General features: G+C 44.7%; 22 protein-coding genes. 2 read left to right on the top strand and 20 right to left on the bottom strand.

Annotated elements, in window-relative coordinates; genetic code table 11:
* Positions 1–79: 79 nt before the first annotated feature.
* Entirely contained in the window at positions 80–790 is a 711-nt protein-coding gene (locus ANCC_RS06060; protein WP_050754310.1) for a lysoplasmalogenase family protein, read from the top strand.
* Here the strand turns inward: ANCC_RS06060 and ANCC_RS06055 are convergent.
* The 5 genes from ANCC_RS06055 to ANCC_RS06035 form a co-directional block, all read right to left on the bottom strand.
* Positions 747–2,234, bottom strand: a complete 1,488-nt coding sequence (locus tag ANCC_RS06055) for a TrkH family potassium uptake protein (RefSeq protein WP_006568800.1) — start codon at positions 2,232–2,234, stop codon at positions 747–749. The two genes, ANCC_RS06060 and ANCC_RS06055, sit on opposite strands and share 44 nt — an antisense overlap.
* Before the next feature lie 16 nt (positions 2,235–2,250).
* Entirely contained in the window at positions 2,251–3,618 is a 1,368-nt protein-coding gene (gene trkA, locus ANCC_RS06050) for a Trk system potassium transporter TrkA (protein ID WP_006568799.1), read from the bottom strand.
* A gap of 107 nt (positions 3,619–3,725) precedes the next feature.
* Positions 3,726–4,898, bottom strand: coding sequence for a PstS family phosphate ABC transporter substrate-binding protein (locus ANCC_RS06045; RefSeq protein WP_006568798.1), 1,173 nt, complete (start codon positions 4,896–4,898; stop codon positions 3,726–3,728).
* A gap of 73 nt (positions 4,899–4,971) precedes the next feature.
* A complete protein-coding gene (gene feoB, locus ANCC_RS06040) occupies positions 4,972–7,110 on the bottom strand; it encodes a ferrous iron transport protein B (protein ID WP_039947059.1) in 2,139 nt (712 codons plus the stop codon).
* 19 nt (positions 7,111–7,129) lie between these two features.
* Positions 7,130–7,363: a FeoA family protein gene (locus tag ANCC_RS06035; RefSeq protein ID WP_006568796.1), complete on the bottom strand. Its 234-nt coding sequence runs from the start codon at positions 7,361–7,363 to the stop codon at positions 7,130–7,132.
* Positions 7,364–7,476: 113 nt separating this feature from the next.
* On the opposite strand from ANCC_RS06035, the gene ANCC_RS06030 reads away from it, so the two are divergent.
* Entirely contained in the window at positions 7,477–7,929 is a 453-nt protein-coding gene (locus ANCC_RS06030) for a metal-dependent transcriptional regulator (protein WP_182483053.1), read from the top strand.
* Positions 7,930–7,946: 17 nt separating this feature from the next.
* Here the strand turns inward: ANCC_RS06030 and ANCC_RS06025 are convergent, their stop codons facing one another.
* The 15 genes from ANCC_RS06025 to ANCC_RS05955 all read right to left on the bottom strand — a co-directional run bounded on the left by ANCC_RS06025 (position 7,947) and on the right by ANCC_RS05955 (position 18,405).
* Complete coding sequence (locus ANCC_RS06025; protein ID WP_006568794.1) at positions 7,947–8,552, bottom strand: manganese catalase family protein; 606 nt, start codon at positions 8,550–8,552, stop codon at positions 7,947–7,949.
* A 3-nt stretch (positions 8,553–8,555) separates the two neighbouring features.
* Positions 8,556–8,816 carry a spore coat protein CotJB gene (locus ANCC_RS06020; RefSeq protein WP_006568793.1) on the bottom strand — a complete coding sequence of 87 codons (261 nt, stop codon included), beginning with the start codon at positions 8,814–8,816 and terminating at the stop codon, positions 8,556–8,558.
* Positions 8,813–9,079 carry a spore coat associated protein CotJA gene (locus tag ANCC_RS06015; RefSeq protein WP_233458255.1) on the bottom strand — a complete coding sequence of 89 codons (267 nt, stop codon included), beginning with the start codon at positions 9,077–9,079 and terminating at the stop codon, positions 8,813–8,815. The genes ANCC_RS06020 and ANCC_RS06015 overlap by 4 nt, the downstream gene beginning before the upstream one ends.
* Positions 9,080–9,231: 152 nt before the next feature.
* A complete protein-coding gene (locus tag ANCC_RS06010) occupies positions 9,232–9,747 on the bottom strand; it encodes a ferritin (protein ID WP_006568791.1) in 516 nt (171 codons plus the stop codon).
* Between the two features lie 66 nt (positions 9,748–9,813).
* Complete coding sequence (putP, locus tag ANCC_RS06005; RefSeq protein ID WP_006568790.1) at positions 9,814–11,331, bottom strand: sodium/proline symporter PutP; 1,518 nt, start codon at positions 11,329–11,331, stop codon at positions 9,814–9,816.
* 102 nt (positions 11,332–11,433) lie between these two features.
* The gene (locus ANCC_RS06000; RefSeq protein ID WP_006568789.1) at positions 11,434–11,622 is read right to left on the bottom strand and encodes a PspC domain-containing protein; all 189 of its coding nucleotides are present in this window, start codon (positions 11,620–11,622) and stop codon (positions 11,434–11,436) included.
* Between the two features lie 13 nt (positions 11,623–11,635).
* On the bottom strand, positions 11,636–12,397 hold the full coding sequence (locus ANCC_RS05995; protein ID WP_006568788.1) for a DUF4097 family beta strand repeat-containing protein: 762 nt from the start codon (positions 12,395–12,397) through the stop codon (positions 11,636–11,638).
* Positions 12,394–13,074: a DUF1700 domain-containing protein gene (locus tag ANCC_RS05990; RefSeq protein WP_006568787.1), complete on the bottom strand. Its 681-nt coding sequence runs from the start codon at positions 13,072–13,074 to the stop codon at positions 12,394–12,396. The genes ANCC_RS05995 and ANCC_RS05990 overlap by 4 nt, the downstream gene beginning before the upstream one ends.
* Entirely contained in the window at positions 13,067–13,393 is a 327-nt protein-coding gene (locus ANCC_RS05985; RefSeq protein WP_006568786.1) for a PadR family transcriptional regulator, read from the bottom strand. The genes ANCC_RS05990 and ANCC_RS05985 overlap by 8 nt, the downstream gene beginning before the upstream one ends.
* Positions 13,394–13,573: 180 nt before the next feature.
* Positions 13,574–13,873, bottom strand: coding sequence for a PTS sugar transporter subunit IIB (locus ANCC_RS05980; protein WP_006568785.1), 300 nt, complete (start codon positions 13,871–13,873; stop codon positions 13,574–13,576).
* Positions 13,874–13,940: 67 nt separating this feature from the next.
* Positions 13,941–14,981, bottom strand: a complete 1,041-nt coding sequence (locus tag ANCC_RS05975) for a zinc-dependent alcohol dehydrogenase (RefSeq protein WP_039947056.1) — start codon at positions 14,979–14,981, stop codon at positions 13,941–13,943.
* A 1-nt stretch (position 14,982) separates the two neighbouring features.
* On the bottom strand, positions 14,983–16,137 hold the full coding sequence (locus tag ANCC_RS05970; RefSeq protein WP_006568783.1) for an iron-containing alcohol dehydrogenase: 1,155 nt from the start codon (positions 16,135–16,137) through the stop codon (positions 14,983–14,985).
* The gene (locus ANCC_RS05965; protein WP_006568782.1) at positions 16,130–16,594 is read right to left on the bottom strand and encodes a PTS sugar transporter subunit IIA; all 465 of its coding nucleotides are present in this window, start codon (positions 16,592–16,594) and stop codon (positions 16,130–16,132) included. Before ANCC_RS05965 ends, ANCC_RS05970 begins: the two co-directional genes overlap by 8 nt.
* 81 nt (positions 16,595–16,675) lie before the next feature.
* Positions 16,676–17,338: a class II aldolase/adducin family protein gene (locus ANCC_RS05960; RefSeq protein WP_006568781.1), complete on the bottom strand. Its 663-nt coding sequence runs from the start codon at positions 17,336–17,338 to the stop codon at positions 16,676–16,678.
* 17 nt (positions 17,339–17,355) lie between these two features.
* Complete coding sequence (locus tag ANCC_RS05955) at positions 17,356–18,405, bottom strand: alcohol dehydrogenase catalytic domain-containing protein (RefSeq protein WP_006568780.1); 1,050 nt, start codon at positions 18,403–18,405, stop codon at positions 17,356–17,358.
* Positions 18,406–18,456: the final 51 nt, after the last annotated feature.

Genomic DNA, 18,456 nt, shown 5'->3' with positions numbered 1-18,456 from the left:
TTGTATAAATTCTCATTTTAATAAGAATACTATAAAACAGGCAAAAAATCCATGGCGTTTTCAGAAAGGAAGGTGCAAAATGAAAAAAACAGACCCCGCAGGGTCCGCTGTACTTCTTTTCGTTTTAACAGAATGTATTCTTTATGTTTTCTTTTTGATGCTGGATCTCACATCTTCCTCAGCCCTTTTAAGTACCATTCTGAAATACTGTTCCATCCTGCTGTGCTTCTTCTTCGGTTTCATCTTCGGCAAAACAAAGGACCGCATACTGGTAATATCCGCCCTGGGGCTGACCGCCGCTGCGGATGCATTTCTCCTGGTCCTTGACACAAATTATACGGCTGGTGTCCTGTGTTTCTGCGGAGTCCAAATGCTGTACTACTGCCGTCTCCTCCGGGCCGGAGGCTTTGCCTTTCTTCCGTTTCTGCCCATTCGTTTTCTTCTCACAGGATGTATGTTTGTATTTTTAGGAATTCTCCACATATGGAATCTTCTCACGGCAGCCGGAGTCTTTTACTTCACCCAGTTACTCTTTAATGCGGCAGAAAGCCTTGCCCTACGCCACATAAGTCTTCCATACAGATTGTTTAGCGCAGGACTCATATTATTTCTCTGCTGTGATCTCTGCGTAGGGCTTTCCAATCTTCCCTCTGCGGCTCCCTTTTCTGTACCGGAACCGGTTTTATCCTTTGCACAGAACGGAATGTGGCTCTTTTATCTGCCGTCCCAGGTTCTGATCACACTTTCTATACTCCCGGACTATTCTTCCTGTACTTCGGAATCTTCTTAAACACCTTGGTATCTCTCCATGTAATAGGACTTATGAGTACCAGCATCGGGAACAGCTCAAGCCTTCCTGCCAGCATATCAAACATCAGGACCACTTTTGAAAAATCAGAGAACATTCCGAAATTGCTGGTTGGTCCCACCAGCTCCAGTCCCGGTCCGATATTATTCAGAGTCGCCGCGACCGCAGTAAAATCTGTGATCAGGTCAAATCCGTCCAAAGCGATCAGAAGTGTGGAAAATGCCAGGATCATCATATAGGTGATCAAGAAAATATTAATAGAACGTATCACCTCATGCTCGACTACATGCTGGTTGAATTTAATTTTCCGGATACTTCTCGGGTGTATGTAAAAATACATTTCTTTTTTAACCGTCTTCAGCATCAGGATCACCCTGGAGACTTTGATCCCTCCCCCGGTGCTTCCGGCACAGGCTCCAATGAACATCAGCATAACCAGAATCACCTTGGAAAATTCCGGCCAGACATTAAAGTCCACGGAGGAATATCCGGTAGTCGTAATAATGGAACCTACCTGAAAGGAGGCATGGCGGAATGCAGATTCCAGGGTTGGAAACAGATCCCTGATATTGTAGGTAATACACAGGACAGCAGCCGCAATGACAAACAGATAGTATTTCAATTCTTCAAACTTCCACGCGTCTTTAAACTTACGGATCAGAATAAAATAGTAAACATTAAAATTTATACCGAACAAAATCATAAAGACTGTCACCGTATATTGAATATAGGGAGAATAGTCGGCAAATCCGGAGTTAAGAATAGAAAAGCCTCCTGTACCGGCACTTCCGAAAGAGAGCAGCATGGAATCAAACAGAGGAAGTCCTCCAAACATAAGCAGAATAATCTCTATCAGCGTCATAAAACAATAGATTCCATAGAGGATCTTGGCGGTCTGCCTTACTTTCGGCACCAGCTTTCCTACGGACGGGCCAGGGCTCTCCGCTTTCATCAGGTGCAGATTTTGTCCTCCTCCCATGGGGAGGATTGCCAGGATAAATACGAGTACCCCCATACCCCCGATCCAGTGGCTGAAGCTTCTCCAGAACAGACTGCACTTTGCCAGCACTTCGACATCGGACAAAATACTGGCTCCCGTGGTGGTGAATCCGGAAATCATTTCAAACATTGCATCAGTAAAAGATGGGATATCTCCATTAAATACAAAAGGAAGACACCCGAAAAAACTCAGCAGAATCCAGCTCAATGCAACGGCCACAAATCCCTCTTTAGCATAGTACTGCATATTTTGGGGTTTCTTATGGCTCAGTAAAAATCCAACAAAGAAGCACAGGAGCATGACTGCAAAGAAAGGGATGCCTCTGGCTTCCCTGTAAATCAGGGCTACCATGCACGGCAGTGACAGAAAAGCCCCCTCAAACAGGATGACCAATCCTAATATGTATCGGATAACAGCGTAATTCATTTTCTTTTTTCTCCAATCATCTCGATTCTTTTTTCAGTATATCACTGATGTCGTGCAGGCCTGTCTTGGTGGTCACAACGATTACGGTGTCACCCACCCGGATCATATCCTGTCCTGTTGGAATTTTCACCGTTCCGTTCCGGTTAATACTGCAGATCAGGATCTGGTCCCTCAGCGGCAGTGTCTGGAGCGGAATACCGATGACCGGTGCATGTTCTTCAATATGAAACTCCAGGGCCTCTGCCTTTCCGTCCACAATCTTATACAAATTCTCTATATTGCTCCCGATAGAATTCTGTTTTGCCCTGACATACTGAACGATATACTGAGCCGTGATATATTCCGGATAAATAAGGCTTCCCAGGTCAAGGCCGTCGATAATATGATTATAACTGACACGTTTCACCTTTGTAATCAGCTTCGCAGGTGTCTGCCCTTTTACAAAGAGGGATAAAAACACATTCTCCTCGTCAAAATTTGTCAGTGCCACAAAGGCATCTGTCTCCAGGAGTCCCTCTTCCAGCAGGACTTCCTGGTCACTTCCGTTTCCGTGGATGATAACCGCTTTGGGAAGCAGTACGCTCAGTTCCTCACACCGGTCAAAGTCCTTATCTATGATTTTTACTGATATGCCCATTTTGAGCAGCTTTTTGGAAAGATAATATGCTGTTTTACTGCCTCCTACGATCATGACATTCCTGACAGGGTTCATCTGAACACCGATTTTCTGAAAGAAGCTGCTGGCACTTCCCGGAGAAGCCACAATCGAAATCCTGTCGTTTTCCTGTAAAACAAAATCCCCGGAAGGAATGAAAACGTCATTCTGCCGTTCCACAGCACAGACGAGAACCTCACCGCGCATTCTCTCGCCTATTTCTTTTATTCGCATCCCATTTAGAATGGAACTCGTTCTCAGGACAAATTTTAACAGTTCAACTTTCCCTTTTGCGAAGGAGTTGATCTCCATGGCTGTGGGAATCCTTAAAATTCTGGACATCTCAGAAGCGGCTGCAAGCTCCGGATTAATGATCATGGAAATCCCCATCTCTTCTTTTATAAAATTGATCTCATCAAAATAAACCGGATTGCTGACCCTCGCAATGGTGGCACATTTTCCGGCTTTTTTAGCGATCAGGCAGCACAGCAGGTTTAATTCATCCGAATTTGTCACCGCAATTAAAAGATCGGCCTCTTCCACTCCGACTTCCGTTAAAACATTATAACTTGCCCCGTTTCCCACAATTCCAAAGACATCATACATGTCTACCATAGACTGGACGACGTATGCCTTCGGATCTACAATGGATATATCATGATTTTCGCTGCTTAACTGTTCTACCAGAGAACGGCCGACTTTTCCGCAGCCTACGATAATGATGTTCATATTCCCCTCATCTTTCCCATACTTCTTTCTTTTTCGCTAAGATAACAGTATCGTAACAAGTATCAGCCAATGAAGCAACAAAGAAATAGCCTGTGAGACAAATATTTTTATTTTATTGGGACATATCCTGTTTTATCAATAATATACTGCCCTTGTTCAGACAGCATCCAGTCCACAAGTTTCTTTACATTCTTTTTCTTATTGCTCTTGAGTGTCACTGCATAAATATAGACATTCAAAGGATAAGTACCATTTCTTATGGTCTCTTTAGAAGGCTTGACCCCATTGACGGAAAGCATTTTAATGTTTGGATTTGCGATCATCTTCTCCGTATAATAGCGGAAAGAAAATCCTATGGAGTTCGTCCGGTTTTCATAGTCAGCTACCTCCTCTATCATTCCTGACATCAAGTCTTCCACCTGATCTGTCGGCGGTATCATGATGTCTTCCTCTTCCATGAACCTCAGAAATTGAGTCTGGCTTCCGCTGTCTTCGTTTCTCTGATAAGCCACGATTTTTTCATTTCTTCCTCCAACTTCTTTCCAGTTCGTAATTTTGCCGGAATATATTTTTTGAATCTGATCTTTCGTGAGACTGCTCACCGGATTGTCCTTATGAACAAAGAAAATAAATCCGTCCTTTCCTATAGGAGTAAGGTTTAGCTTTTCTCCATAATCCCTGGCCCAATCTAACTGCCCCTTCGAAGGATACACCCCAAAAAACAAATCCGTCCTTTTGTCTATTAGTTCATAATATCCATCTACTGTATTGTTATACACAAAAACGCAATTCTCGTCCTCTTCATCCAGCAGTTTTATATTTTCCGGATATACCGCATTAACAACCGCTGAGTAAACAGGGAATAAGGCCGCCGCACCGTCCACAATCGGCAAATTTTTTTTAAGCTTCAAAGCAGACTTTTCTTTCAAACGGGCAATCTTTGACTCCTCATGGAAAGGCAAATATTTTTTCGTGTCAAAGTTCTGATTTAATACCGTATCTTCTTTCTCTTTCCAGGTCAATACTCCACCGACAGTGATCGCTGCACTAAGCAGCAGGTAAACAAGTGCACAGGTTTTCTTTCTCTTCTTTAATTTTTCCGACCAGACTGTTAAAACAACCAAAATAAAAGCTCCGGCAATCAGATAATCAAAGAAGCGGAAAAAGCTGTATGGTGCAGCTGCTATGCGAATCATAGAACCCAGGCACCATACAGCCCATCCCGCAAATCCCCAGACCACTGTCATGATCAGTTTGAATCCAATATCACTCTTCTTCATATTGCCTGCCCTCCTTCTGCATTGTCTTTTGTTTTCCTTGTTATCTTTATTGTAACATAGACAGGCATTTATTTTAACAGATCAGCTGTGACATCATTTTTACGAAAAAGCAGCACAGACAGCCTGCTATGGTGGGAAGCAGAAAAGCGGCAAGCGTCCACTTGAGGCTTCCTGTCTCCTTTTTAATGGTGAGGAGTGTCGTGGAACACGGCCAGTGCATCAGGGAAAACAGCATCATACACAGAGCCGTCGTCTGTGTCCAGCCATTATGTACCAGTAGCTGGCGGATCGTCTCCACACTTCCGGGTTCTGTCAGCATCCCCTGGGACAAATATGCCATGATCATCACCGGCACGACAATTTCATTGGCCGGAAATCCAAGGATAAATGCAGCAAGAATCACTCCGTCCAGCCCGATCATCCTCGCGAACGGGTCCAGCAGCTCTGTAAATCCGCAAAGCAGGGTTGTTCCCCCTATTGAAACATTGGCCAGAATCCAGATCAGCAGCCCTGCCGGTGCTGCCACAGCCGCCGCACGGCCCAGGACAAATAAAGTCCGGTCAAAAATTGATCTTACAATGACTTTCCCGATCTGAGGCCTTCGAAACGGCGGAAGTTCCAGTGTAAAAGATGCCGGCATCCCTTTTAGAACTGTTTTTGACAGCAATTTTGAAACTGCAAGGGTCATAAATACACCCAGCAGAATCAGCAGCGTCAGCAGCACCGCCGAGCCGATGGAGGCGGGCAGTCCGTCTCCTGTCCCTACAAAAAACAGGGTAATCATAAGGATCAGAGTGGGAAATCTGCCGTTGCATGGTACAAATGAGTTTGTGAGGATCGCTATCAGCCTTTCCCTGGGCGAATCAATGATCCGGCACCCGACGATCCCCGCCGCATTGCATCCAAAGCCCATACACATAGTCAGTGCCTGTTTTCCGCATGTACAGCATCTCTTAAAGGACCGGTCCAGATTATATGCGACTCTCGGAAGATAGCCGGCGTCTTCCAGAAGTGTAAACAGAGGAAAAAAGATCGCCATCGGCGGCAGCATGACGGATACGACCCAAGCTAAAACCCGGTAAACTCCTGAGAACAGCATACTGCAAAGCCATGCAGGCAGTCCCGCCTTAAGAAACATCCCTGCAAGGCGGTCTTCCGCCCAAAACAGAGCCTTTGACAGCAGTTCTGAAGGGTAGTTGGCTCCAACGATCGTAACCCACAGCACTACGGCCAAAAGTCCGATCATCACCGGATATCCGGTTTTCCTGCTGGTCAGAATATCATCCAGCTTCCGGTCCCTTTTGATATAATCTTTTGTCCCGAATAAAACTGTATTGCCGCAGATGTCCTGAGCTGTTTTTACAAGCCCTGAGACAATCCTGTCTTCAAGCTCCTCTGTCCCCTCTTCTGAAAGAATCTGCTCTGCTTTTTTAACAGCCTGATTCACATCCGGATCTTCCCTGAGCCCGGTTCCCAGCTGCTGCTCCATTTCCATCAACAGGGCAGGATCTGATTCCAGAAGCATAAGCGCAGACCACCTGACAGGAAACTTATCTGATACCTTTTGATTCATCGCTGGTTCTAGACTTTTTAGTGCTTTCTCCAGATAAAAATCATACTCTGGTTTTAACGGCTTTTGATTCCACCGGCCGTCGGCAACGGCATCGACAGCCTGCATCAGTTCCGCAAGACCCTCTCCGCTTCTGGCAGCCGCTGCAACCACCGGTACTCCCAGTTTTTCTGAGATTGCCCGGACATCAATGGTAATCCCTTTCTTTTCTGCCTCATCCATCAGGTTTACACAGACGACTACCCGGTTCGTGATCTCTAAAGTCTGGAGAACCAGGTTCAGATTTCTCTCCAGACAGCAGGCATCACATACGACAATGACCGCATCTGGTTTTTCAAAACAAATAAAATTCCTGGCTACTTCTTCTTCCGCAGAATGTGCCAGCAGGGAATAGGTCCCGGGTATATCGACCATAACATAGGAATTATTCTCTGTTCTGCAGTACCCCTGTGCATTTGCCACTGTCTTTCCCGGCCAGTTCCCTGTGTGCTGTCTCATTCCCGTCAAATTGTTGAACACCGTACTTTTCCCTACATTGGGATTCCCCGCTATGGCAACAACTTTATCCTTTGAATTCTGCTTTTTTACGTTCAGCCCCGAATCTACAGATTTCATTCCGGTGGAATGACTGGTCAGTCCCATCGCATTGTCTCCTCCTGTTTTAAATTCTCACTACAATATCTTTCATATCTTCAGAACGTATCGCGATTACCGCACCTCTGATCAAAAAAGCCGCCGGGTCTCCTGCCGGGCTCTTCCCGACGCATTCTATCTTCGTGTCCTTCACCAGTCCAATGTCCAGAAGCCTCCTGCGGATGCTCCCCCTGGTTTTAAGTTCTTTTACCACTGCCGTTTCACCCGGATTTAATTCATTTAAACTGCAATTCTGACTCATAAAATGATTCACTCCTTAATATCTATTAGGATAGGGAAACTTTATTTCTCAATGCTATTATATTGAGGGACAAAAGAAAGCGTTACAATATTTTTAGGAAAAGGAAGCGGCTCATGGAAAAAAGAGAAGGATTTTATACACTGAAAGGGTATCAGAACGGAGAAGCCCACAATATGACGGCCTCCATGGAAGATTATCTGGAAATGATCTGCCGCCTGCTCCTGACAGAACAAGTCGTCAGGGTAAACCAGCTGGCCCACATGCTCCATGTCAAGCCTTCCTCTGCTTCAAAAATGGTAAAAAATTTAAAGGATCTGGGATATCTCTTATCTGAAAAATACGGATATATCCGGCTCACCGACAAAGGCAGAAAAGCCGGGGATTATCTTTTATTCCGGCATGATATCCTGAACCGTTTTCTGTGCATGATCAATGAAAGTGAAGACGAACTGGAACAGGTGGAAAAAATTGAACACTTTATAAATGAAAAGACCATTTATAATATAGAAAATTTTCTAAAAATCCACGAAAAAGAAAAACGGCAGAACAAAGGTCCTGCCGTTTAAAACGAGAAAACTGCGTATTATTTTGTTTTACAGTCGAAAGCCGGGTTGAAAGCATAGAAGTTTTTAGAATCGAGATGATCCTGTACTCTTCTCAGGGCCTCACCGAATCTCTGATAATGCACGATTTCCCGTTCTCTCAGGAAAGCGATCGGATCTCTGACATCCGGGTCTTTAATCAAACGAAGCAGGTTGTCATACGTCGTTCTGGCTTTCTGCTCAGCTGCCAAATCTTCATTCAAATCGGTGATCGGATCTCCGACAGACTGGAAGAAATCTGCTTTAAAAGGTTCTCCGCTGGCTGCCTGAGGCCAAACACCGGTTGTATGATCGACATAGTACTGGTCAAACCCAGCCGCCTGAATTTGTTCAGGAGTCAAATCACGTGTGAGCTGATGAACAATAGAACAAACCATTTCCAGATGGGCAAGTTCTTCTGTTCCAACATCTGTTAGCACGCCGCATACTTCTTTATACGGCATCGCAAATCTCTGTGAAAGATATCTCATGGATGCGCCCAGCTCACCGTTCGGTCCGCCGTATTGAGTGATGATGACTTTCGCAAGCATCGGATCACATTTTTTGATGTTGACTTTATATTCCAAACGTTTCTCATAATTCCACATAGTCTAACATCCCTCCTTCTGCCAAGGCCATTTTGTGGTTGCCCAGGTGAATGTGTCAGTGATCTCTGCAGAATCAATGGTTAATGGCTCAAAGTATTGGGAATACTCTTTAACAGCCTTATTTCTGGCACACTGGTACTGATTAAAGTGACTGATTGCCTCCTGGTCATCCGGATGGGTATCCAGGTACAGTGTCGTATCGATCAAGGCAAAGCTGACTGCATCAATATATCTCAATAATTTTTCCTGATCATATTTATTCATCGTCTGCACCCCGCTTTCCCATAAAATGGTTTGTTAAGTTCCGGGAAAATGGTACCGCATGCCAATCCCTCTTCAGGACAATAGATCTGATCCCAATGCTGCCACGGCACATATGCCATTGCGAGTGCCATGGAATCCACGCCGTCATGGTGGTGACCGTAATTACCATTTCTTTTCATTTTTGAATTATAGCCGCACGTTCGGTCCATCTCATATGGTGCCGGCTGTCCGCATGAGCATCTCTGCTGATTGTATTTTTCCAACGAATTATCTCCTTTCAATTCTGATAATATCAGTTTATGTGAACATCCATAGAATGTGCAGAACAGCTTTTATTTATATTATGAGATCAGAGTCATGAACGCCAAAAAAAGGATTGCCTAAAAAGAAGGCAATCCCGGAAAATTTTATGAAATTATAATACCGTCAGTGACGGAGCAGCATAGACTCTTGCCTGAAGCTCTGCGTCCAGCATATATAAGCCTTTCGGATCAGTCCCAAACATTTCAAATTTTTGAACGAGGGAATCCGTATTGTTTTCCTCTTCCATCTGCTCTTTCACAAACCAGTCCAGGAACTGCATACTCCTGAAGTCCTTGCACTGATATGCCGCATCATAGATATTGTTGATCAGAGAAGTAACATACTGCTCATGCTCCAATGCCGCTTTCAATGGGTCTGCCGGTTCTTCAAAGCTCTTGTCGGGTTTTGCCACTGCCTCCAGTGTTACTCTGCAGTTATTTGCCTGGAGATACTCCATAAATAAAATGGCATGATCCCTCTCTTCCTGTGCCTGAATCTTAAACCAGTTGGCAAATCCGTCCAGATTTTTGTCCACATAGTAGTTGGACATATCTAAATACAGATAGGAAGAATAAAACTCCTTATTGATCTGATCGTTCATCAATTCTGCTACTTTTTCATTTAACATACTGTGCTTCCCCTTTCTTTATGTAAAACTTACCATATCCATATCATAACGCATAAATTTCAAACTTTAAAGAGGCTTTCTTGCTTCTTCAAATTCTTCCTGCATTTCTTTGGTCGGTTCTTCTGTCAGGAGACTGACAACGATGATCAGCAGAGAAGACACGATAAATGCAGGCAGCAGACAGTAAATCTCAAAAATTCCGCCCAGCTTCGCAAACGTATACGGCCAGACAAGGGCGATGACACCGCCGCTGACCATTCCTGCAACTGCACCCTTTAAATTGGTCCGCTTCCAGAACAGAGCAAATAAGATCAGCGGGCCAAACGCTCCGCCAAATCCTGCCCAGGCATTTTCCACCAGCTTAAATACAGAGCTGTTTTCATCCAGTGCAATGATAACTCCGATGGCAGCGATGACGACCGTAGTAACCCTGGAAATAATCAGGATTTTTTTCTCAGATGCTTTTCTTTTAAAGAATCCCTCATACATATTTTTCGATACACAGGAAGAAGCAATCAACAGCTGGGAGTCTGATGTACTCATGGTCGCTGCCAGAATTCCTGACAAGATAATACCCGCAAAGAGCAAAGGAATAATTCCCTTAAACAGGTGCATTGTCATATAGATAAAAATTCTCTGATTTCCGCTGCCTGCAAGCTCCGCTACGTTCGGATAAAGAGCCGCTCCGGTAAATCCGATGCACACAGCTACCGTCAGTGAAATCAATACCCAAACCATAGCGATCCTTCTGGATTTTTTGATCTCATTAACGTTCTTGATGGCCATAAAACGTACAAGGATATGCGGGACACCGAAGTATCCGAGTCCCCATGCAAGCCCTGAAAGGATGGGGATTATGCCTTGGGATACTGCATGTCCGGTGGCCGGATCATGATATTTCATAACATCAAAGAAGCCTTCCATAGTCTTTCCGTGTTCTACAATATTTCCAACGCCGCCCACAGCCGCGACACCCACGATCAGGACTGTGACGATCGCAAAGGACATTAAAAGCCCCTGGATCAGGTCTGTGGTGCTGGCGGCAAGGAATCCGCCGATCGATGTATAGATAACGATAACTGCCGCGCAGGCGATCATACTTGCCTGGTAATTGAGCCCGAATACTGAGTTAAACAGAGTTCCGCAGGCAGCAAATCCGGACGCTGTATAGACCGTAAAACAGATCAGGATCATGATGGATGAGACAAACATTAAGATCTTCTTCTCATCTTTGAATCGGTTGCTGAAAAAGTCGGGAACCGTGATAGAGTTGTTGGAAACTTCCGTATAGCGGCGCAGACGTTTTGCAACGATCTTCCAGTTCAAATAGGTTCCTAAGATCAGGCCGATGGCAGTCCATCCCGCCTGGCTGAAGCCGGATGCATAAGCCAGTCCCGGAAGTCCCATCAACAGCCAGCTGCTCATGTCAGAAGCCTCGGCGCTCATTGCCGTAACCCAGGGACCGAGTCCTCTTCCTCCCAGAAAATAGTCTTCAGAAGTCTTATTCTTCTTGCTGTAAATCACTCCGATGTACACAACCATTGCCATGTAGGCAATCATGGCGATCAAAATTGGTGTTTTCATATGATTTCTCCTCTTTGTCAAAATATAAGACCAAGCCTTTTGACTTGGTCTTTTTCGGATAATATTATATCATAGCTTTGACAACGGATGCAATTACTATTTTTAATACCTTCTCTCTGGTATGATGACTGCCGCCACAATGTAAACCAAGATTCCGGTTCCTGAACATCCCAGCAGTACGGCGCCCAATCGTACCAAGGTCGGGTCCACATCGAAATATTCTGCGATTCCTCCACAGACGCCGCAGACCATTTTGTCCTCTCTTGATTTATATAATCGTTTACTGCTCATGAAAATCTCCTCCTTATATATTGTTCAAAAAGTCTATGTTAATGTCTCCGCTTCCGCATTGAACATCAATAAATTTGGTCCCATTACCCCAGGTTCCTTCTTTATTGCTGTGTTCCAGTTCGTGTCCGTCAAAGACTACGTCTCCACTTCCCACATTAATATTATACCTGTAATTAACCCTGCTGTCCCATATGTCCGCCTCTATATTCCCGCTTCCGCACTGAATATCAATATTATCAGACTTGATTCCGGACAATTTGATGTCTCCACTTCCGCACTGAATCCTCATTCTTTTGGATTTCAATTCCTCTGATACAAAATCTCCGCTCCCCACATCCAGACTGAAATCATCCAGGTTTACATCTTTTGGTATGCTCAAAATTGCCTGTTCATATCCATAATCAAAGAAAAAGGGACGGTGAACCGAAGATTTTGACCGGATCGTCAGTTCATTGAGGCCCTCGTTTAGCTGAGATTGAAACAGTTTGCGGCTTCCTTTTGTAGTGAGCACGATCTGACTTCCTTCTCCTCTGACAATGGACAGATCCCTGCTGCCTACCTTTATTGTTATCTTCTTTACTTTGTCTTTCGGAAATTCCAGCCGCTCTGCCTCTTCGTCTTCATATTTGCCTGAGTAGCCATTTACTTTATCTCTCACATAGTGATAAGTATCCGTAAAGGAAAATCCCATCGCTGCCGCTGCGATAATGCAGCCTGCTCCTGCAACTGTAAATACCAGACAGATGATCAGACAGACCTTATAAAATTTTTTCATGCTTCTTCTCCCCCTTTATGAAACAGCCTCCGGATCAGATTTACGACTCCTCTGATCAAGGGCGGAAATACTGTTACGAGGATCCAGACAAAAAGTACACAGAACAAGAGTCCCACTGCCATCATAATCAAACCGCCGCCGCACATCATAAATCCTGTGGGAAGCTGCGTAAACATCTTTACAATTCCGGCAGCGAATACACCGATCCCTCCTGCCAGAAGCCCCACACTGATTCCGGCAACTCCGGATATAAAGCCGAAAAATATACCGACAATTCCGACTGCTGTTCCTCCAATCACACCAATCAGAGGAAGCCCCAGTACCACTGTACCCACAACAATCAAAACAATGAGGATCAGATTCCGGTCCCGGTTCCCTTTGAAATGAAAGCCCGATTCTTTCTTTGCTTTCTCTGGCATCTTCGTGTTTTCATCATATCTCCGGTTATGATATCCATTTTCTGTATATTCATCTTCTCCGGTCGTACCGTTCAGTGAATCCCGGATCATGGCGGCGATTTTTTCAGGGCTCCCCAATTCCTCGATCACCTGCTGCTCACGTTCCGGTCCCGCCTCCTCAAAATAATCCACATAATATCCAATTGCATCATCCCGTTCTTCCGGCGCAATGTCCTGAAGCAAATATGCCAGTTGGTCCAGAAATTCTTTTTTACTCATGGACTGCTCCTCCTTCAAATATTTTCGTAATCTTAAATGAGTAAGATTTCCACTCTGTCCTATATAAGTTCAGCTGGATCATACCCTGACTGGTCACTTTATAGTACCTGCGGTTCCTCCCGTCGCACTGCCTGTCGTAAACTTCCAGGCAGCCTTCATTTCTGAGTCTGCGCAGCACAGGATATAAAGTGGACTCTGATACATCCAGGACTCTTCGTACATCCTGGGTAATCTTATACCCATAGGACCCTTCTTCTTCTTTTGAGACTACCGCGAGGACAATGGCGTCCAGCAAAGCAGCTCCTGTATTAAATACCATAGACACACTCCCATATCATAATATTGTAGTCAAAATATCTTTTGACCCTGATATCATATTATTTTTTTATCAATACTATATGATATATAATATACTTAATTTTATAATATGTCAATAAAAAAGAAGCATATCGCTTTGCTGTGATATGCTTCTTTTTTATGTTTCCTTCTGTTCCGCATTTTAATTTTTTAGAATGTCGAGTATTGTTTCTTTGATTTTCTCTACTGTTTTATCCTTCTTTATACCTGTTATAAATGAAGTAACATTGATGATTGGACAAGGGACTTCTCCCCGGTAATTGTTCGTAACAAAAATGATGTCCATACCGTCGGAATTGGCCGGTATATCTGAAATGGAGCATTTTGTAAGCTGAACTCTCACCCCCAGTTCGTCAAATATTTCCTGAATATTGCCTGCCGCAACCGTTGAAGTTGCAATCCCGCTTCCACAGGCTACCATCGCATTGATCAGTCTGTTCATACTCTCTCCCTTCTGTGTGTTTTCGTTGTTTATTATTATATAATAACTGCACACAGATAGAAAGTCTTTATGGCCTCAGCATGATTTTAAATCCATCCCTGCTTTCCGCTTTTTGGAATGCTCTGTCCCATTGTTCCAGAGGATAGCTGCCGCTGATGAACTTTTTAAATTCGTCTTGATGTTCGCTTAACAAGTTTAAAGCTTCATGCCATCCTTTTGGAGTGGAGGAACAGGACGGAAGAACTTTAATCTGGCTGCCAAAAACTTTTGTCATATTGACAGAGTAGCCTGTGCTTGATTCATCAATGGCTCCGACCACAATCCTTCCCAGCTTTTTCACCACATGAAAAGTGCTTTGAAAAACAGCTTCTTTCCCTACCGCATCAACCGCCATATCCGCGTATCCGCCGAAATAATCTAATATATTTTTCGGCAGTTTCTCATCATTGATAAAACATTGGATCCCGTTGTCCTGCAAAACTTCCATTCTGTGTCTGGAATGTTTCGTTCCGACAATCACAGGGACCGCCCCATTTGCCCTGACTGTCATTGCACAGCAGGCGCCGATGGGTCCGGGACCAAAAATTACTGCTTTTTCTCCTCTCCTGATCTTTCCTATTTCTTCGACAATTCTTACAGAACATGCCAGAGGCTCCGTAAGGGCAGCCGTATCCAGAGGCAGCTCCTCCGGAATCTTTATGGCATTTTTCGCGGGACAAACAAGGAATTCTGCAAATGCGCCGTTTATATCAGATCCAATGCCTTTTCTTTCTCTGCAGAGTCCCCAGTTTCCGGTCAGACAGTATTCACATCTCCCACAAGGTTTTACCATCGTATGACAGACAACTCTGTCACCAACTTCCACATGGTGAACGGCACTGCCCTTTTCCCACACAATCCCGCTGAACTCATGTCCCGGAATCACAGGAGGCCTCAGTTTACTGTCAGGGGCGGAACAATCCATGTGGAACATTTTGATATCTGATCCGCAGATCCCTGCATAGGACACCTTCACTTTTAACCAGTCGTCTCCCGGCAGCCGGGGTTCCGGAAGGTCCATAAGCACCATATCGTTTGGTTTCTCACTGATTCTTTTTAATCCTTTCATGTTATTTTGCCAGCTCATATACTTTCCGGATATCTTCTTCGTAAAGCTCCACAAAATGCCCGGCGCATCGGTTTTTGCAGAGAAAGTCCATATCCTTTTCACAGACTCCAAGTTCATGAAGGGTCACAGGCATTCCAAGTGATTTAAAAAATTCTTTTGTTCTCCGGATTCCCTCTAAAGCCACTGCTTCCTGGTCAAAGGGGTCATTTGGTACTCTCCATACTTCTGTTGCAAAACGTACAAACCTCGGTATATCATGTTTATATACATACCGCATCCATGCAGGTGCGATGGTTGCAAGGCCCGCTCCATGAGCGGAATCATACAGCCCGCCGATCACGTCCTGTATCATGTGGCTGGCTAAATCGATCTCACGTCCCACGCCGCAGATCCCGTTGTGAGCAATGACCCCAGCCCACATAATTTCTGCCCTTGCTTCATAGTGGTCCGGTTTCTCCATCACTACCGGACCATATTTTATCATCGTCCGCAAGACACCCTCGCTCAGCTGATCCGTAAGTTCCGTCCCCTTTGTATTGGTAAAATAGCGTTCGATCACATGCATCATAATGTCTGTAATCCCGCACGCCGTCTGATATTTGGGCAGACTGAACGTCAGCTCCGGATTCTCGATGGCATAGGCAGGACGAAATACTTCGCTGTGCAGTCCTACTTTTATATTATGTTCCTCGTCTTTTAACAGACATGCCTCGGAGCCCTCGCTCCCGGATGCCGCAATCGTTACAATGGCCCCAATGGGGAGTGCCTTCTCAAACGGAATATTTTTTTGGAAGTGCTCCCAAAAATCATCCCCGCACAGCGCCCCTGCTGCAGTGGCTTTGGCCGTATCAATGCAGCTTCCTCCGCCGATAGCAAGAACCGAGTCCACCTTTTCTTCTTTTGCTGTTTCTATACATTTCAAGGTATAATCAAGCCTGGGATTTGCTTTTACACCGCCTGCTTCTACAAATTCAATCTGTCCTTCTGCAAGTGTTTCTTTCACCCGGTCAAGAATACCTGACCTTAGTTCCGGACCGCTCATATGAAAAATCATGACCTTTCTTGAACCGATCCAGTCAAGCAGTTCTCCCAAATTGTCCTCTGCATTTTTTCCAAAACAAAATTTAGTGGGACTGTAAAATGTAAAGTTATCCATTGCTTCTCCTTTCCTGATCTGTCCATTTTCTCTGAAGGTCGTTCTCCAGACTGCTGCAGGACATTGTTTTTGCATTTTTTAACAGTTTCACATCCTGTACAGTCCCGATAATCTTATTCAGCATTCCCAGCTGATCATCATTAGATTTTAATGCCATATTGAACACAAATTCTGCCTCGGCCTGTCTGGAATCATCCTCCATTAAAGAGAAAGCAACCGGTTTTTTAAGTCTCAGTACACACACCGCAGGAGATATTACATGGACAGAGTCCGTGTGGGGAATTGCCACTGGAATCGGTGTATCCAGTCCCGTGGGAAACTGTTTCTCCCTTTCAACACATCCCTCATAAAAACTTTCTTTTACGAAACCTTCCTCATAAAGCTTCTGGAATGTAAGCCTTAATGCTTCTTCTTTGTTCCGAGCCTCACCTTCTATAACAAAAACCTTTTTCATCATTTCCGTTCTTCACCCCTTTCCTTTTCCTGAAAGTGATAAGGGCCTGGACTTTTGATCCGAAGTCCAAACCCATCTGCTATGTTACTGTTTTATGCCGCTTACTTCTTTAAAAACAGAGGATGAAAAATCCATAAATTCTTCCGGCATTGTTTTTACTTTTCCTGCAGCCCTGATGCTTAAATACAATCTGCAGTTTCTTTCAATATTATCGCTGGCAAGCAGTGCCTCATCCATATTTTTTCCCACACCGATGGCTCCGTGGTTTGACAGCAGTACGCCGCCTTTTTCTCCTATGGCTGCTCGTGCAAACTCTGCAAGTTCTGGGCTCCCCGGAGGGGCAAACCCGGCGATATCCATATCTCCGCCGAGTCCAAAAGCCGCTTCAATGTCCACCGCCGGGATCATATTAACCCCTTGAACACTGGCTGCCGCAGTGGCATATGGTGAATGAGAGTGTACAATGGCTTTTACATCGTTTCTCTCCCGATAAATTCCCCGATGCATGGTAAATTCAATGGACGGTTTTTTATCCCCCTCTACAATATTTCCGTCCAGGTCTGCCACGACCAGATCCTTTTCTTCCATAATGTTATACGGATAGCTGGACGGCGTGATGACAAACAAATTCTCTCCTTCCACAATGGATGAGACATTTCCTGCTGTACCAAGTACATATCCATTACCGGAAATAATTTTGCAGGCACGCACAACTTCTGATTTTGCTTTATTTAATGCTTCAGACATTTTTCACCTCCCAATAATCAGTCCCAGTTGATGGCATTTTTAATTCCTTCCTGTCTTCCATGGGCTTCCACCGCCTCAATGAGCTGTTCCCACGGGTATTCACCCGTTACAAAAGTATCTACAGGAATTTCGCCATTGATGATCATATCAGCCGCCATCTGCACATGTCTTGGAGTTGTGTGATAGAATCCCGTCAATGTCACCCCATCGTAGTGAATTCTATGTGTATCAACGGTAATGGTTGTACCTGCTTTGCATCCTCCAAACAGATTGACAAATCCTGCTTTGCGGACAATATTAATTGCATTTTCCCATGCAGCCGGCTGTCCGGAAGCATCAATCGCTGAGTCTGCACCTCGTCCGTCCGGTGTCAGTGCCCGGATTTCTTTCACCGGATCTTCCACACCGGTCAGGTCAAACACAATATCTGTCCCCAGAGATTTGCTGACTTCCAAACGTTTTGCACTAAAGTCTGCATGGATCACTTTTGCTCCCTTTTTCTTCATGAGCATGGCAATCATCAGTCCGATAGGGCCTGCCCCCAGGATAACCACATAGTCACCAAAATGTACCGGAGTCATATCTGCACCGTAGACAGCACAGGAAAATGGCTCTACCAATGCAGCTGCCTTATACGGAACCTGATCCGGGACATGGAACAGGTTTGTTTTCACAATCTGGTCCGGCACTGCCACATACTGAGAATGTCCGCCTTTGATGCGCACCAGAGACTCACATTCCCCGTCATTCCGGCCGATCTTGCAGTAATAACAGCTTCCGCACGGCGCCGTATTATGGGTAACTACCCTGTCTCCCACTTTAAATCCTTCTACATCTTTTCCTACTTTTACAATTTCCCCCGCAACTTCATGGCCAAATGTAGCACCCGGTTTTTCTCCCGGATATCCTCGCTTATATGTTTTTACATCGGTTCCGCATGTCAGGGTAACCTTTGTTTTGATCAATACCCCTTTATCATCGATCTCCGGTACCGGAACATCTACAAATCTTACATCTAAAGGTGCATACCATAATGCTGCTTTCATTGTTGCTGGAATTTCACTCATAACTTACCTCCTAATTTGAAATTAATATTTGAAATATTTATCTGCATGCAA

Source organism: Anaerostipes caccae L1-92 (assembly GCF_014467075.1).
Taxonomy (GTDB): Bacteria; Bacillota; Clostridia; order Lachnospirales; family Lachnospiraceae; genus Anaerostipes; species Anaerostipes caccae.
Note: the sequence above shows the minus strand (reverse complement) of the source record. Positions and strands in the feature narration are given on the sequence as shown.

Bases quoted from the DNA above. Each gene is read 5' to 3' on its own strand.
- ANCC_RS06010 (WP_006568791.1), bottom strand. From the start codon at position 9,747: ATGTTAAATGAAAAAGTAGCAGAATTGATGAACGATCAGATCAATAAG.
- ANCC_RS06020 (WP_006568793.1), bottom strand. From the start codon at position 8,816: ATGAATAAATATGATCAGGAAAAATTATTGAGATATATTGATGCAGTC.
- feoB (WP_039947059.1), bottom strand. From the start codon at position 7,110: ATGGGACTGACCAGTCATTCCACCGGAATGAAATCTGTAGATTCGGGG.
- ANCC_RS06025 (WP_006568794.1), bottom strand. From the start codon at position 8,552: ATGTGGAATTATGAGAAACGTTTGGAATATAAAGTCAACATCAAAAAA.
- trkA (WP_006568799.1), bottom strand. From the start codon at position 3,618: ATGAACATCATTATCGTAGGCTGCGGAAAAGTCGGCCGTTCTCTGGTA.
- ANCC_RS06000 (WP_006568789.1), bottom strand. From the start codon at position 11,622: ATGAGCAGTAAACGATTATATAAATCAAGAGAGGACAAAATGGTCTGC.
- ANCC_RS05955 (WP_006568780.1), bottom strand. From the start codon at position 18,405: ATGAGTGAAATTCCAGCAACAATGAAAGCAGCATTATGGTATGCACCT.
- ANCC_RS06060 (WP_050754310.1), top strand. From the start codon at position 80: ATGAAAAAAACAGACCCCGCAGGGTCCGCTGTACTTCTTTTCGTTTTA.
- ANCC_RS06035 (WP_006568796.1), bottom strand. From the start codon at position 7,363: ATGAGTCAGAATTGCAGTTTAAATGAATTAAATCCGGGTGAAACGGCA.
- ANCC_RS06055 (WP_006568800.1), bottom strand. From the start codon at position 2,234: ATGAATTACGCTGTTATCCGATACATATTAGGATTGGTCATCCTGTTT.
- ANCC_RS05990 (WP_006568787.1), bottom strand. From the start codon at position 13,074: ATGAGTAAAAAAGAATTTCTGGACCAACTGGCATATTTGCTTCAGGAC.
- ANCC_RS05980 (WP_006568785.1), bottom strand. From the start codon at position 13,873: ATGAACAGACTGATCAATGCGATGGTAGCCTGTGGAAGCGGGATTGCA.
- putP (WP_006568790.1), bottom strand. From the start codon at position 11,331: ATGAAAACACCAATTTTGATCGCCATGATTGCCTACATGGCAATGGTT.
- ANCC_RS06045 (WP_006568798.1), bottom strand. From the start codon at position 4,898: ATGAAGAAGAGTGATATTGGATTCAAACTGATCATGACAGTGGTCTGG.
- ANCC_RS05995 (WP_006568788.1), bottom strand. From the start codon at position 12,397: ATGAAAAAATTTTATAAGGTCTGTCTGATCATCTGTCTGGTATTTACA.
- ANCC_RS05975 (WP_039947056.1), bottom strand. From the start codon at position 14,981: ATGAAAGGATTAAAAAGAATCAGTGAGAAACCAAACGATATGGTGCTT.
- ANCC_RS05960 (WP_006568781.1), bottom strand. From the start codon at position 17,338: ATGTCTGAAGCATTAAATAAAGCAAAATCAGAAGTTGTGCGTGCCTGC.
- ANCC_RS05970 (WP_006568783.1), bottom strand. From the start codon at position 16,137: ATGGATAACTTTACATTTTACAGTCCCACTAAATTTTGTTTTGGAAAA.
- ANCC_RS05985 (WP_006568786.1), bottom strand. From the start codon at position 13,393: ATGGTATTTAATACAGGAGCTGCTTTGCTGGACGCCATTGTCCTCGCG.
- ANCC_RS06030 (WP_182483053.1), top strand. From the start codon at position 7,477: ATGGAAAAAAGAGAAGGATTTTATACACTGAAAGGGTATCAGAACGGA.
- ANCC_RS05965 (WP_006568782.1), bottom strand. From the start codon at position 16,594: ATGATGAAAAAGGTTTTTGTTATAGAAGGTGAGGCTCGGAACAAAGAA.